Here is a 14,897-nt window from a genome sequence, read left to right on the forward strand (position 1 = left end):
TATTAACAGAACTCAGCTTGACGTTCACATCTTATGAAAGGAGCACTCATGGAACAACAACCAAGAAAAGCAGCCTTGCTTTCATTGATTCCTGGGTTGGGGCAAATCTATAACAAACAAAAAGCCAAAGGTTTTATCTTCCTTGCTGTAACATTAGCTTTTGTCCTCTATTTTATAGTACTTGCAGCACCTGAATTGAGCAACTTGATCACACTTGGGGAGAAACCTGGCCGTGACAACTCTCTCTTTATGTTGATTCGTGGTGCATTTCACTCTATTTTTGTAATTGTTTATCTAGCCTTTTATATTCTCAATATTAAAGACGCCCACACTATTGCAAAACGTATCAATAATGGCATCCCTGTCCCATTGACACTTAAGGATATGATTAAAGGTATCTATGAAAATGGATTCCCATACTTGCTCATTATCCCATCTTACGTTGCCATGACATTTGCGATTATCTTCCCGGTTATTGTAACCTTGATGATTGCCTTTACTAACTACGATTTCCAACATTTACCACCAAATAAATTGTTGGATTGGGTTGGATTGACTAACTTCACAAATATCTGGAGTTTGAGTACCTTCCGTTCAGCCTTCGGTTCTGTTCTTTCTTGGACTATTATCTGGGCTTTATCTGCATCGACTTTGCAAATCGTACTCGGTATCTTTACAGCTATTATTGCTAACCAACCATTCATCAAAGGGAAACGTATCTTTGGTGTTATCTTTCTTCTACCTTGGGCTGTTCCAGCTTTCATCACTATCTTGACATTCTCAAACATGTTCAACGATAGTGTTGGTGCTATCAACACTCAAGTTTTGCCACTTTTTGCTAAGGTTCTTCCATTCCTTGACGGGGCACTCATCCCTTGGAAAACAGACCCTACTTGGACTAAGGTTGCCTTGATTATGATGCAAGGTTGGCTTGGATTCCCTTATATCTATGTCCTTACTCTCGGTATCCTACAGTCTATTCCAAACGACTTGTATGAAGCAGCTTATATCGACGGTGCAAACGCTTGGCAAAAATTCCGCAACATCACTTTCCCAATGATCTTGGCTGTTGCGGCGCCTACTTTGATCAGCCAATACACCTTCAACTTCAACAACTTCTCTATCATGTACCTCTTCAATGGCGGTGGTCCTGGTAGTGTCGGTGGTGGAGCTGGTTCAACCGATATCTTGATCTCATGGATTTACCGTTTAACAACAGGTACAGCTCCTCAATACTCTATGGCAGCTGCTGTTACCTTGATTATTTCAATCATTGTCATCTCTATTTCTATGATTGCCTTCAAGAAACTACACGCATTTGATATGGAGGACGTCTAAGATGAATAACTCAATCAAACTAAAACGTAGACTGACTCAAACCCTCACTTACCTCTACTTGATCGGACTTTCAATCGTCATTATCTATCCTCTTTTAATCACGATTATGTCTGCCTTCAAGGCTGGTAACGTTGTGGCCTTTAAACTCGACAGCAATGTCAACTTTAGTCTTGATAACTTCAAAGGGCTCTTTACAGAAACCTTGTACGGTACATGGTACCTCAACACTTTGATCATCGCTTTGATCACTATGGTTGTACAAACAAGTATTATCGTACTTGCTGGTTATGCCTACAGCCGTTACAACTTCTTGGCTCGTAAGCAAAGTTTGGTCTTCTTCTTGATTATCCAAATGGTGCCTACAATGGCTGCTTTGACTGCCTTCTTCGTTATGGCCCTCATGTTGAACGCCCTTAACCATAGCTGGTTCCTCATCTTCCTCTACGTCGGTGGTGGTATCCCTATGAATGCATGGTTGATGAAAGGTTACTTTGACACCGTGCCAATGTCTCTTGATGAGTCTGCAAAACTTGATGGTGCAGGACACTTCCGCCGCTTCTGGCAAATCGTTCTCCCTCTTGTTCGCCCAATGGTGGCGGTACAAGCACTCTGGGCCTTCATGGGACCTTTCGGGGACTACATCCTCTCTAGTTTCTTGCTTCGTGAGAAAGAATACTTTACAGTTGCCGTTGGTCTGCAAACCTTCGTTAGCAATGCGAAGAACTTGAAAATTGCCTACTTCTCAGCAGGTGCTATCCTCATCGCTCTTCCAATCTGTACACTTTTCTTCTTCTTGCAAAAGAACTTCGTTTCAGGACTTACAAGCGGTGGCGACAAGGGGTAATATACCCCCGCCACCCTTTTTCATTTTGAAACTTGTCCTTACTTAGATAATCTGATGAGAAATAAAAGCTTACTGAGGTTATGCTTCTTGTTTGTGAACAATTTAAAGCAAAAGCCTACTTTCAACCAGCATTGTACCTGACCCACTTGAAATTAAACACATTTCTCTATATAATACTCATATAGAAAAATGCCTTAGAAAGAGAATTATGTTGCCATATCCATTTTCTTATTTTAATAGTATCTGGGGATTCCGTAAGCCCCTATCTCAACGTTTTGGTCTCAACTGGTTTCAACTGATTTTTACCAGTATTTTCTTGATTAGCTTGTCTATGGTGCCTATTGCCATCCAGAACAGCTCTCAGGACACCTATCCTTTAGAAACCTTCATCGATGATGTCTACGCTCCTCTGACGGATAGTGTAGTTCAGGATTTGGCTGCCAATGCTAAGATTGTAGATGGTAAGTTGAGCTATACGGGTTCAACCCCTCATCAAGCTTCTGTTCAAATCGGAGACGCTTCTAGTTCAGACTTTCCTGAGGAATTACTTCTTAACTTTGAACCTGAGCAACTCGTCATCAGTAAGCAAGGAAAAGAATTGACTAGCATTCGCTATCATGCGATCACGACTGAGAGCTTCCAAAGCAAGGAAAGCTTAACACAAGCCATTTCTAAAGACTGGTATCAACAGAATCGCGTCTATATTAGTCTCTTTCTTGTGCTAGGTTCTAGCTTCCTCTTTGGACTTAATTTTTTTATTGTTGCTTTAGGTGCTAGCCTCTTGCTCTACTTCACGAAAAAATCACGTCTCTTTTCATTTAAAACTTATAAAGAGTGCTATCATTTCATTTTGAACTGTTTAGGATTACCAACCTTACTTGCCATGATTCTCGGTCTCCTAGGCCAAAATATGGCAACTTTAATTACTGTTCAAAACATTTTATTTGTTCTATACCTGGTCACTATCTTTTACAAAACGCATTTCCGTGATCCAGACTACCATAAGTAGGAGATTATTATGCCTGTTACGATTAAAGACGTGGCCAAGGCTGCAGGGGTTTCACCCTCAACCGTAACCCGTGTTATTCAAAATAAATCAACCATTAGCGATGAGACTAAAAAACGAGTTCGAAAGACAATGAAAGAGCTCAATTATCATCCTAACCTCAATGCCCGAAGCTTGGTTAGTAGTTATACTCAGGTCATTGGTTTAGTTCTTCCAGACGACTCCGATGCCTTCTATCAAAATCCTTTCTTTCCTTCTGTTCTACGTGGTATTGCACAAGTTGCTTCAGAAAATCACTATGCCATCCAAATTGCAACTGGAAAAGATGAAAAAGAACGCTTAAATGCAATTTCACAGATGGTCTATGGAAAGCGTGTAGACGGTCTTATCTTCTTGTATGCCCAAGAAAATGATCCCTTGGTAAAATTAGTTTCAGAAGAGCAATTTCCTTTCCTCATCCTTGGAAAATCCTTGTCCCCTTTTATTCCGCTTGTTGACAACGATAATATTCAAGCTGGTTTTGATGCGACAGAGTATTTCATCAAAAAAGGATGCAAGCGAATTGCCTTTATCGGAGGTACTAAGCGACTCTTCGTAACACTAGACCGTCTGACAGGTTACGAGCTAGCTCTAAAACAACACCAACTTCCTCTCGATACTAATCTGACTTACTTTGCTACTGAATTTCTTGAAGATAATGGTTATCGCTTTAGTAGACTTCTCTTCAAACACAATCCAAATATTGACGCTATTATTACCATTGATAGTCTCCTTGCTGCAGGGGTCTGTGATTACATCGCAAAACACCAACTGGATGTCCCTGTCCTCAGCTTCGACTCAGTCAATCCCAAGCTCAACTTGGCGGCCTATGTCGATATCAATAGTTTGGAGCTTGGTCGTGTCTCCTTTGAAACTATTCTCCAGATCATCAATGATGCTAAAAACAACAAACAAATTTGTTACCGCCAGTTGATTGCCCACAAAATCGTTGAAAAATAAAAAAGCCCAACTCTGACAATGTGTTCAAGAGTTGGGTTTTTCGTTCTATTCATTGTTATAAATAACTATTAGTAAACTAGAGCAAGGTATCACTAATGGAATTTGAAGATGTCCTGAAATCTTTAGTTTTCGACCTCGACAAATCGGCCTAGGATATGAACATTTTCTGAAACAGAAACAAAGGCTGTTGGATCAACTTGCTTCATGATTAATTTAAAATCATTGAACTCTGCACGAGTGATAACCGTAATCAAAACAGCCTTACGCTGGTGATTATAAGTTCCTTCAGCATCATGTATCATGGTTGCTCCACGGTGCAATTTATTATGGATCTTCTCAATGACGGCATCTGGATTGCTAGTAACAATCATGGCCTGCATGCGTTTTTGCTTGGTGAAAACTGCATCTGTCACACGACTTGAGACAAAGATGGTAATCATAGAATAAAGGGCATATTTCCAACCAAAGGTCACTCCTGCAATCAACATGATTGTACCATTGACCAAGAAAGAGATACTTCCGACGTTACGACCAGTCTTCTTACGAATGGTTAAGCTGACAATGTCTGTTCCACCACTGGAGATGTTATGACGTAAAGCAAAGCCGATCCCCAGTCCCATGACAACACCCCCAAAAAGGGCATTGATGATGGGATCCTCTGTTAAGACCACCACAGGCACAAACTGGATAAAGAGCGAGCTCATGGATACCGTGATAAAGGTAAAAATCGTGAACTTATGCCCAATTTGATACCAAGCCAAAATCATGAGAGGAATATTGATGGCATAAAATGCTACTGAAATCGGGAAATGAAAACCAAACCAGTGGTTACTAAGGGCAGAAATAATCTGGGCCAAACCTGTCGCACCACTTGAATAAACGTGCCCTGGTTGGAAAAAGAAATTTACGGCTACTGCTGATAGAAAACCATATACCAGAGAAGCTGAGATTTTTTCATCGTATTTTTCTCGAGAAATACTTTGTAAAACACGCAAAATCTTTACTCGATAAGCAAAGCGGCGAAGATAATGGTACCACTTTTTAGTTAGTTTCGTTTGTTTCATCTTGTTCTACTTGTAGATTAAGTTCCTCTAGTTGTTTAAGAGCTACTATTGATGGTGCTTGCGTCATTGGGTCGCTAGCCTTGTTATTCTTAGGAAAGGCAATGACTTCACGGATATTATCTTCGCCTGCTAAGAGCATTACAAAGCGGTCAAGTCCAATAGCCAAGCCACCGTGTGGTGGGAATCCATAATCCATGGCTTCCAAAAGGAATCCAAACTGGTCATTTGCTTCTTCTGCTGAGAATCCAAGGGCCTTGAACATACGTTCTTGGAGTTCTTTTTGGTTGATACGAAGGCTACCACCACCAAGTTCATAACCGTTCAAGACGATGTCGTAGGCAATGGCACGAACCTTAGCCAAATCACCTTCAAGCTCATGAGCAGTTTCTGCTTGAGGAAGGGTAAATGGATGGTGGGCACTCATATAACGGCCTTCTTCTTCTGACCATTCAAACATTGGCCAGTCAACAACCCAAAGGAAGTTGAACTTGTCAGTATCAATCAAGCTAAGTTCTTTAGCAATACGTCCACGAAGGGCACCAAGTGTTGCATTGGCTACTTCAAGCGTATCTGCTACAAAGAGAACCAAGTCCTTATCTTCAAGACCAAGTGCTGTTGTCAAATCTGCCTGAACGCCAGTCAAGAATTTCGCAACTGGTCCATTTAATTCTCCATCAACTACCTTGACCCAAGCAAGACCTTTAGCACCATACTGTTTAGCTACTTCAGTCATCTTGTCAATATCTTTACGTGAATAGTTGTCCGCAGCTCCTTTGACCACAATGGCTTTTACAGCAGGTGCTTCTGAAAAGACTTTAAAGTCCACACCTTTGACCACTTCTGTCAAGTCCTGAAGCAACATGTCAAAACGCGTATCAGGTTTGTCAGAACCATAAAGAGCCATAGCGTCATCGTATTTCATACGAGGGAATGGCAGCGTTACTTCAATCCCTTTTGTTTCCTTCATCACGCGCGCAATCAAGCCTTCTGTGATATCTTGGATTTCTTGCTCAGTAAGGAATGAAGTTTCCAAGTCGACCTGTGTAAACTCAGGTTGACGGTCTCCACGTAAATCTTCATCGCGGAAACATTTGACGATTTGGTAGTAACGGTCAAATCCCGCATTCATTAACAACTGTTTGATAATCTGCGGACTTTGAGGAAGGGCGTAAAAATGCCCTTTATTGACACGAGAAGGCACCAAATAGTCACGCGCCCCTTCTGGTGTTGACTTAGAAAGGAATGGCGTTTCCACATCGATAAATTCCAACTCATCCAAGTAGTTACGGATAGAATGTGTCACCTTAGCACGCAGTTTAAGATTTTCCAACATTTCTGGACGACGAAGGTCAAGGTAGCGGTAACGTAGACGCGTATCGTCGTTTGCCTCAATGCCATCCTTAATCTCAAATGGTGTTGTTTTGGCTGTGTTAAGCACTGTAAGAGCTGTTACATTCAGCTCAACCGTTCCAGTCGCCAACTTGTCATTGGCCTGCTCACGTGCAGCAACCTGACCAGTCACCTCGATGACAAATTCACTACGAAGGCTTTCAGCTGTTGCCATCACCTCTGCAGATACTTTTTCTGGGTTGATAACCAACTGCATGATTCCTTCACGGTCACGAAGATCGATAAAAATCAAACCACCAAGGTCACGACGACGGCCAACCCAGCCTTTCAAGGTAATTTCTTGTCCGATGTGCTCCTCACGAACACGACCAGCATACATACTACGTTTCATTGTTTCTCTCCTCTTTTATTCTGTTACTATTTTACCATAAAAGCGCAGGCTCTTCATGAAAATCATCAGAAAAGTTGAGAAGAATCCTGCTATAAATGAAAAAATCCAGCAAAGTCATTCGCTGGATCTTATTTTACTTGGTATTTCTTTATTTTTTTCGCTTTGCAGCAATCTCTGCAGCCTTTTTAGGGAGAACAATCTCCGTTGCATAGGCTGTTGCAAATCTCATAATACCTGCAATTGGTGCAAAGATAACTGCTAGATAGTTATAAAAGAAATCCCCTTTAAAAGCATAGGCAAGCGCTCCAATAATGAAGAAGAGAACAACTGCCTGAATCACTGCTAATAATATCACTCGTTTCATGACTTCCTCCTGAGTCTATTATAGCATCATTATCATGACAAATGAAATTAAATTGTTCAAGGCATGCAATCCCATACTATAAGCCAGACCACCTTTGCTGATATAAGCCAATCCCAAACTAAAACCAAGTGAAGCATAAACTAGAAATTGTTGAGGAGTGCCAGGGAAATGAACAAGAGCAAAAATGATACTACTTACAAGTAGGAAGAGAGCTGTCTGCTTGACATTATCCTGTTGAGGGAAGACATAACGAGCTAGCATACCTCTAAAGGTTAACTCTTCTGTCAGGGGCGCAAAGACAACTATCATGAAGAAAGCGAAGAGAGGTTGATTATGAGTCAATTGTTCTGCCGTCTGTTGATTGACTGATGGATCATTTGGCAAAAAGAATTGGGCAACAATGACAAGGGCCCATACCAAGGCAGGCAACCAGATGTATTTGTTGAGGGCTGTTTTTTCAATCGTAACGGTTCCTGTCTTATACCACTTGTATGTTAAGAATGTAAATGCTCCTGCCAAGAGAATATAAAGCGGAAGAACACCGATTATAGGTGCACCTAAGCTAAGAGTAATCAGAGGTAATGCCTGAATAAAACCGTAGATAAACAAAAATGATAAGAAAGCAAGAACAAACCAGCCAATGTTTTTAAGTAATTTCATAAAAGACTCCTATTTTCCTTTATAACTATTTTTTAATACAAAGAGACTCGCTAGGCCTAGAACAAGGACCCATGCTAATAAAAGACCAAGATTTCCCAGAGACAATTCTCCTCCACCTTCTTTTAATAGACCTACAAAAGGACCGATAAAAGAATAGTCCAACAGTTTTTGAACCGTATCATTTTGAGAAGCAATCGTGGGTAAAAAAGAGACAATTAACATAGGAAATATACTATAGACTTGCGCTTTAGATTGAGTATCTGATACTGCACCGATTAGAAGGTTGAGAAAAATAATACATATAGTTGCTAGGAGCAAATAGATAGCATAGGCAAATAAATAACCAGATACATCTACTTTAAGATAGATGGGGAGTACAATCATAGCAAGCAACATTATCAAAATCGGGAGAACGAGCATACTGAAAGTATATTCTGTTGCTGTCACACCACTTAGAATGAGTGATTTGAGATTTCGTTTTTCCTTATCTTCTGCCATCATAATTGATACCATGTAACCACTTCCCATGCTCAAAACCATCGTCAAGCTAGCAGATAGTAAAAATAGACTCACTTCTCCATTCTTATTTAAAAATTCATTTAATAAAACAGCAATACCAAAAGGCATCAATAAAGTTGCTAACAAAGTTGAATTGCTAATAAGAACTTGTAATCTTAACCATAGTAGGGCATTTAATTTTCTAAACATCTAACTTTTCTCCTGTTAATCTGATAAAGATCTCTTCTAAAGTTGGCTCACAAGAGTGAACGACCATCAAATCTGTCGTGTCTAAATGCGGTAATTCTTCAAACGGAACTATTTGTTCTCTTCCATCTTTATAACCTACACGTACTTTCTTATCCACATGGTATTTTTGAATAATCTCTTGTGGGCTTCCATACTCTATTAAATTTCCCTTATTTAAAAGAGATAAGCGATCACAAAGCAAAGTTGCTTCATTCATATCATGCGTGGTCAGAAAGATAGTTGTCCCAGCTTGCTTTAATTCTTGAAGTAGGGTATGAATCATCTTAGATGTTGTAGGGTCTAAGCCACTGGTTGGCTCATCTAGAAAGAGAATCTTAGGAGCATTCAGAAGGGCACGAGCCAAGAACATTCGTTGTTTCATTCCTGTAGATAGTTTTTCTGCGATAATATCTTTAGCATCTGCCAATCCAACCTGTTGGAGCACCTGATTTACTCTATCTGACTTGAGACCATATAACTTAGCATAGATGAGAAGATTTTTATAAAGACTCATCTTTTCATAAAAACCACTGCCATCACTAACTATACCGATTTGTTCCAAATCATTTGAGGTTAAATCTTGAGAATTCTTGCCTAACAAAATTGTGTTACCTTGATCTGCAGTTAACTGGCCTGTTAAGACATTGATCATAGTTGTTTTACCTGAGCCAGAAGGCCCAAGAAAACCAAAGATTTCACCCTCCTTAATCTCAAAAAAAATCTGATGAAGAGCTTTTTTGCTCCCAAAACTTTTGCTTACATTTTCAACACGAATCATAGAAACTCCTTTTATTTAAAATAACGTTTTGTTTTTCTTAATTGTGCGATAGTTATATAAAGATGGATGATAATCAAAAGAACTAAGGCAACTACTTGTATTTCTCGTAAAATAACTGATAATACTATCAGTAAAATATAGAGCAATGGCAGTATAATTTGATCCAGCCTAAACAGAGTTAAAAAGGCACTCTCCATCTCTGCCTGCTTTTCTCCCTCATCATAACTGTTAAGATAGGTTAAAATATCTTTTGGAGTGTAATAAGCAGACAGTTTATAGTGTCGAACGATAAAAATAGTTCGCAACAAGTAATTGGCAACAATAATGTATAAGCATAATAGAATAAGAGTAGGAAGAATTAGCAAGGTATTTTTAAATATCGGAGAAATTAGTATGATCCCACTGGTCATCATTGCTATCATCAAAATATTTGAAGAAACTGAACCATAATCTAAGTAACGATAAGCTCTTACATAGGTTTGGTTACTATCTTCTTCCTCTGTCGCCCTTTGATAAAGAGTATAAACTTCGCGACTTTTACCAAGATAATACATGGCTAAAACGAAGGAAAGTCCTCCAATAACAAGAGCGATTCCATAAATAGTAGGTAAGACTTGTTCCATTTGAATCTGTTCAACTATCCCTCTAAGAGTGTAGGCAAAGGCTACTACAAAAGCACTTAACATACACATTACTACTCTCAACCATCTACGATTATTATTCATTTTCTGACCTCTATCTAAACTAGCCAATAACCTTAAGTAGTTTCAGTGATCTTTCCTATTTGAAATAGCGTTTTACCATAGGTAACTGCATCACATTGATATAAATATGGATTGTTCCTACGAGCAAGAAGGCTAGTAACTGAATCTCTCCTGTCAGTAAGGAAAAGAGAGCAATCAGAAAGTACAAAGCTGGCAAGACATACTGATGTAATTGGAATAAAATCCGAAAACTCTGTTCCAAATTAGCCTGGCGCTCCCCTTCATCGTAAGAATTGACATAACCTAAGATATCCTTTGGCATAGAGAAAAATACCATATCAAACTGGCGAACAATCGCAATGGTTTTATAAAAATATTTTTGAACATTAAAAATCAATACTAATCCCAAAAAAGAAAGAGATAAGGTTAGATTGCTTCTATTTAGTATAACCACTTCACTTGCTGAAATGAAGAGAGCCAATAAAATCGCTACGCTTGTAATATTAAAAGCAATGTTACCAAACTCAAGATTGCGATACATTTGCACATAATAGGTTTCATTCAGATTATCATCCATTTCCTCTTGATACAAGGAGTGAAATTTTCTGCTTTTCTTTAAGAAATTGAAAGTTAAAAGAATGCTAATGAAACCTATCAGTAAACAAATAGCTGATATCCAGGGTATCAAGACTTTTACATCTAAAATAACTTCGTAGGATTCGGCACCGGCCTTAAACATCCCTACAAAACCGCCCAAGAAACCTCCAAAGACAACAGACATTAAAAATAACAAGCCACCTTTCTTATTCTTTTTCATATTCATTCTCCTTTTTCACTTGCTAAATTGTTTACTTTCTTTTCAATCCAGTCAACGACTGGGATAAGAGCAAAGTAGGCCCAAATAAATTGGTTGCTTTGATATGGATTAAACCAGCCTAGGTCCATCCCAATCAGTAGAAATACGCTGACTAATAAAGCTAGGGCAACTACATAATAAATCACTTTATACTTGTTCATCATTTTTCTCCTTTTTCTTCAACCGATTGAAAATGGACAAGAGGGCTAAATTAAGCCAAAACAAATACTTACTTTCAACAAAATAGAACCACCCCAGTAATGTTCCAACCATAGCGAAAGCATTCACAATGAGGGCAAGAACACTCATGTAATAAATCACTTTAAACTTGTTCATCACTCATCCTCCTCCAAGCGAAAGACTGACTCGACAGACTCATGGAATATCTGAGCAATCTTCAGGGCAATGACGATGGATGGCGTGTACTCATCTCGCTCCAGTAGACTAATGGTCTGCCTAGACACGCCAGCTAGTTTGGCCAGCTCTGTTTGATTCAGACCATCGCGAGCCCGAAGCTCTTTTAGACGATTTTTTAGTTGCATGTCACACACCTACTTTCCGTCAAATTCAACGGTTTGGATATCCTCAATGCGTTGTAGTTTGAATTTTTCTTTTCCTTTTTTATTTACACGGCGTAGCTTGACCCACTCCTCATCAACATCTACAACTTCCCAATTGTCTGTCCCAAAAACTTGTCCAAAGATTGTTGGTTTTTTCCCAATCAATTCTTTTAATAATCTTGACATTTCTTTATTTCCTTTCTGTTTTTGCTCAATTCTTTTGATTTTATTCTCTAGTTTCTTGACCCTTTGGGTATGATAGAGATAAAACATAAACACAAGAGGTACAAATCCTAATGCCCACATAATTGTTCCTTTCTCCTTTTCTCTTAACTTGATTATATTGTAACACATCTTTTTCTTTTTGACAAGCATATTTGTCAAAAAGTTTATGATTTTTGTCATTTTGCAAAAGAAAACGGTCAGGAGTAAAATCCTGACCAGTTTATGTGTTATTAAAATCCTAGTTTTTCAAAGGTTTCTGAGAAATTTTGACTGATAGCACCAAGCGAAACTTGAACTTCTTCTCGAGTTTGGTTATTCTTAACTGTCACTTGTCCGCTTTCGACCTCGCTCTCTCCAAGAGTGATGAGGGTCTTAGCTGCAAAGACATCGGCTGACTTAAACTGAGCTTTAAGCTTGCGGTTGAGGTAATCACGCTCTGCTTTGAAACCTTGTTGGCGAAGAGCTTGCACCAACTCCAAAGCTTTAAGATTTGCTCCTTCACCGAGAACAGCGATATAGACATCTAGGGCGTTTTCGATAGGGAGAGCTACACCTTGCTTTTCAAGAACTAAAAGGAGACGTTCTACACCAAGTCCAAACCCAAAACCAGCAGTCTCAGGACCACCAAAGTAGGCAACCAAGCCATCGTAGCGACCACCTGCACAGACTGTCAAGGCATTGCCCTCAATCTCAGTGATGAATTCAAAAATCGTGTGGTTGTAGTAGTCCAAACCACGAACCATATTGGTATCGATGATGTAGTCTACTCCGAGGTTTTCCAGCATCTGACGGACGGCATCAAAATGAGCTTGGCTTTCTTCATCAAGGTAATCCAAGATAGACGGCGCATTCTCTACTGCCACCTTGTCTTCTTTTTCCTTAGAGTCCAAAACACGGAGAGGATTTTCCTCCAAGCGACGTTGGCTATCCTTAGACAAGGTCTCCTTAAGTGGTGTCAAATAGTCAATCAAGGCTTGACGGTAGGCCGCACGGCTCTCTGGATTTCCAAGAGTGTTGAGGTGGAGTTTGACCCCTTGAATACCAATTTCTTTCAGGAAGTGAGCTGCCATGGCGATTGTTTCCACATCTGTCGCTGGATTGCTAGAACCAAAGCACTCCACACCGATCTGGTGGAATTGACGCAAGCGACCTGCTTGTGGGCGCTCATAGCGGAACATTGGCCCCATGTAGTAGAACTTGCTTGGTTTTTGAACTTCTGGTGCGAAGAGTTTATTTTCCACATAAGAACGAACAACTGGTGCTGTTCCCTCTGGACGGAGAGTGATATGGCGGTCACCCTTGTCGTAAAAGTCATACATTTCCTTGGTTACGATATCAGTTGTGTCTCCAACCGAACGACTGATGACTTCGTAGTGCTCAAAAATAGGCGTGCGTACTTCTGCATAGTTGTAGCGTTTGAAGATTTCACGCGCAAATCCTTCAACGTACTGCCATTTGGCAGACTCAGCAGGTAAAATATCCTGCGTTCCTTTTGGTTTTTGTAATTTCATAGGGAATCCTCTTTATAACTTAATAGTCCTATTTTACCATAAATGAAGGGATTGGGACAGTCTGAAAAGAAGACGAACACCTAAATTTCATTTTTGAGATTGAGACTTGTCAGAAGAATAGCTATCAGAGAAAGATCTACGAAAAGTATCCAAGTCAACTGTATATCCCATACCGCCACCAGTGAAAAACAGGCCGTCCCCACTGGTATAGATAGAGTAAACAACAAACCTAAAAAATTACTGGTACGAGAGAGAACTTCTGGAGCAAGATTTTTCATGAGCAGAGCACTAATTTTAGGGGAAATTTTACCAGAGATATACATGGTAAAAAAGACGAAAAGCATCCCGAACAAGACTTGGTTTAACAAATTAGATAGACCAACTAGACTGGCTCCTAATGTGACCCACATCATCAATCTAGGCAATGATTGCTTCCCAAAATAGTCATTTCCCGTAAGGCTACTGATGATGACTGCTAATAAGGTAATCAATTGTAAGATAAACAAGGCATCCTTGTAGGAAAAATTCAGTAAGGAATGTTTTAAAAGGAAGATGTTATAGATACCACCTAAGGCACCACCCAAAGCATTGATAAGCAAGATAGCAAAGAGCATAAAACCAAAGTTTTTCTGTCCACTTTTAAGAAAAACAAGACGTAAGTTTCCGTAAATCGTTAAAAACTGATCTTTGATAGAAAGCTTCTCATTTTTCAGTGATTTACTATCAACAAGTGGAATTGATAAGCTTAATTCAGCCCTTCCTAAAAAGAGAATGAGAGCTGACACTAGGAAAAATATGGCATTGATTCCCGCTACGAGCGAAAAGTTCTGTGTCGACACCCCTAATAGCCATACTCCGAAAGCCTGCCCGCCAATCGCAGAGATGTAGGTAATAAACTGTGAAAAGGAATAGGCCTCCATCAAATCTGGCTCTGCTACTTTTTCTTTAACGAGAGGCATTCGCAAGCCACCCGCAAAATCACTGGCTACATCACTAATGACATTGATGATGCAAAGGGTCGAAAAGGCAAAGAAACTAGCTTGCTGAACAACTAGGGCTGCTAGAAAAAATAAAACCGCCTGAAATAAACCGACATAGGTCATCCATTTGACCTTGTCCCTCGTGTAATCTGCCCGAATTCCCACAAAAACTGTAAAAAGAGTTGGAAGCATCATCACAACATTCGCCATAGCAACGGCAACAGAAGCCTCTGGCAAAGTTGAGGCATAGACCACAAAGACTAAATTAAAAATGGAAGCTCCAAAAGCATTGAAAAATCGTGATAAGCTCAAAACTCTGTATGCTTGATTTCTTAGTAATAGTTTCATATAGATTCCTCTCTTTCTCACATACTACTTTTATGGTAGCTCTAGTATAGCATCAAGAATCTTACGAGAAGATGTTTTTGAATATATGCAACAGATTAAACGAATAACAAAAACGCTAGAATTTTCTACTACTAATGAGTATCTTCACAGTCCTATCGTTTCAAGTTATTTT

Annotated in this window: 18 protein-coding genes; 4 read left to right on the forward strand and 14 right to left on the reverse strand. The window is 39.5% G+C overall.

All coding sequences use genetic code 11. The features are described 5' to 3' along the window. Window positions 1-48 precede the first annotated feature (48 nt). From QM877_RS04200 to QM877_RS04215, 4 genes are all read left to right on the forward strand, one after another. Complete coding sequence (locus QM877_RS04200; protein WP_311522487.1) at window positions 49-1,338, forward strand: carbohydrate ABC transporter permease; 1,290 nt, start codon at window positions 49-51, stop codon at window positions 1,336-1,338. 1 nt (window position 1,339) lies between these two features. After that, on the forward strand, window positions 1,340-2,182 hold the full coding sequence (locus QM877_RS04205; protein ID WP_006149616.1) for a sugar ABC transporter permease: 843 nt from the start codon (window positions 1,340-1,342) through the stop codon (window positions 2,180-2,182). Between the two features lie 208 nt (window positions 2,183-2,390). Further along, on the forward strand, window positions 2,391-3,191 hold the full coding sequence (locus QM877_RS04210; protein ID WP_414317690.1) for a DUF1189 domain-containing protein: 801 nt from the start codon (window positions 2,391-2,393) through the stop codon (window positions 3,189-3,191). A 9-nt stretch (window positions 3,192-3,200) separates the two neighbouring features. Beyond that, entirely contained in the window at window positions 3,201-4,187 is a 987-nt protein-coding gene (locus QM877_RS04215; protein ID WP_248034476.1) for a LacI family DNA-binding transcriptional regulator, read from the forward strand. Window positions 4,188-4,309: 122 nt separating this feature from the next. On the opposite strand, the gene QM877_RS04220 is transcribed toward QM877_RS04215, so the two are convergent. The 14 genes from QM877_RS04220 to QM877_RS04285 all read right to left on the reverse strand — a co-directional run bounded on the left by QM877_RS04220 (window position 4,310) and on the right by QM877_RS04285 (window position 14,725). Continuing rightward, a complete protein-coding gene (locus QM877_RS04220; RefSeq protein ID WP_075232323.1) occupies window positions 4,310-5,251 on the reverse strand; it encodes a YitT family protein in 942 nt (313 codons plus the stop codon). Beyond that, a complete protein-coding gene (gene aspS, locus QM877_RS04225; RefSeq protein ID WP_414317691.1) occupies window positions 5,229-6,992 on the reverse strand; it encodes an aspartate--tRNA ligase in 1,764 nt (587 codons plus the stop codon). The genes QM877_RS04220 and aspS overlap by 23 nt, the downstream gene beginning before the upstream one ends. Window positions 6,993-7,140: 148 nt before the next feature. After that, window positions 7,141-7,356 carry a hypothetical protein gene (locus QM877_RS04230; RefSeq protein WP_248034478.1) on the reverse strand — a complete coding sequence of 72 codons (216 nt, stop codon included), beginning with the start codon at window positions 7,354-7,356 and terminating at the stop codon, window positions 7,141-7,143. Window positions 7,357-7,374: 18 nt separating this feature from the next. After that, complete coding sequence (locus tag QM877_RS04235; RefSeq protein WP_248034479.1) at window positions 7,375-8,016, reverse strand: CPBP family intramembrane glutamic endopeptidase; 642 nt, start codon at window positions 8,014-8,016, stop codon at window positions 7,375-7,377. A 9-nt stretch (window positions 8,017-8,025) separates the two neighbouring features. After that, window positions 8,026-8,724, reverse strand: a complete 699-nt coding sequence (locus tag QM877_RS04240) for an ABC transporter permease (protein ID WP_414317692.1) — start codon at window positions 8,722-8,724, stop codon at window positions 8,026-8,028. Next, the gene (locus tag QM877_RS04245; protein ID WP_414317693.1) at window positions 8,717-9,541 is read right to left on the reverse strand and encodes an ABC transporter ATP-binding protein; all 825 of its coding nucleotides are present in this window, start codon (window positions 9,539-9,541) and stop codon (window positions 8,717-8,719) included. Before QM877_RS04245 ends, QM877_RS04240 begins: the two co-directional genes overlap by 8 nt. A gap of 11 nt (window positions 9,542-9,552) precedes the next feature. Continuing rightward, a complete protein-coding gene (locus QM877_RS04250) occupies window positions 9,553-10,266 on the reverse strand; it encodes a DUF3169 family protein (protein WP_414317694.1) in 714 nt (237 codons plus the stop codon). Window positions 10,267-10,321: 55 nt separating this feature from the next. After that, entirely contained in the window at window positions 10,322-11,068 is a 747-nt protein-coding gene (locus QM877_RS04255; protein WP_414317695.1) for a DUF3169 family protein, read from the reverse strand. Then, on the reverse strand, window positions 11,065-11,262 hold the full coding sequence (locus QM877_RS04260) for a hypothetical protein (protein ID WP_371607921.1): 198 nt from the start codon (window positions 11,260-11,262) through the stop codon (window positions 11,065-11,067). The genes QM877_RS04255 and QM877_RS04260 overlap by 4 nt, the downstream gene beginning before the upstream one ends. Next, window positions 11,249-11,437, reverse strand: coding sequence for a hypothetical protein (locus QM877_RS04265; protein ID WP_075229661.1), 189 nt, complete (start codon window positions 11,435-11,437; stop codon window positions 11,249-11,251). The genes QM877_RS04260 and QM877_RS04265 overlap by 14 nt, the downstream gene beginning before the upstream one ends. After that, window positions 11,437-11,643: a helix-turn-helix transcriptional regulator gene (locus tag QM877_RS04270; RefSeq protein ID WP_414317696.1), complete on the reverse strand. Its 207-nt coding sequence runs from the start codon at window positions 11,641-11,643 to the stop codon at window positions 11,437-11,439. Before QM877_RS04270 ends, QM877_RS04265 begins: the two co-directional genes overlap by 1 nt. Window positions 11,644-11,652: 9 nt before the next feature. Next, window positions 11,653-12,117, reverse strand: a complete 465-nt coding sequence (locus QM877_RS04275) for a hypothetical protein (protein WP_373094688.1) — start codon at window positions 12,115-12,117, stop codon at window positions 11,653-11,655. Then, complete coding sequence (gene hisS / locus QM877_RS04280; RefSeq protein WP_414317697.1) at window positions 12,117-13,397, reverse strand: histidine--tRNA ligase; 1,281 nt, start codon at window positions 13,395-13,397, stop codon at window positions 12,117-12,119. The genes QM877_RS04275 and hisS overlap by 1 nt, the downstream gene beginning before the upstream one ends. 80 nt (window positions 13,398-13,477) lie before the next feature. After that, window positions 13,478-14,725: a transporter gene (locus QM877_RS04285; protein WP_414317698.1), complete on the reverse strand. Its 1,248-nt coding sequence runs from the start codon at window positions 14,723-14,725 to the stop codon at window positions 13,478-13,480. Window positions 14,726-14,897: the final 172 nt, after the last annotated feature.

The sequence above is a fragment of the Streptococcus infantis genome, assembly GCF_047463655.1.
Lineage (GTDB): Bacteria > Bacillota > Bacilli > Lactobacillales > Streptococcaceae > Streptococcus > Streptococcus infantis_Z.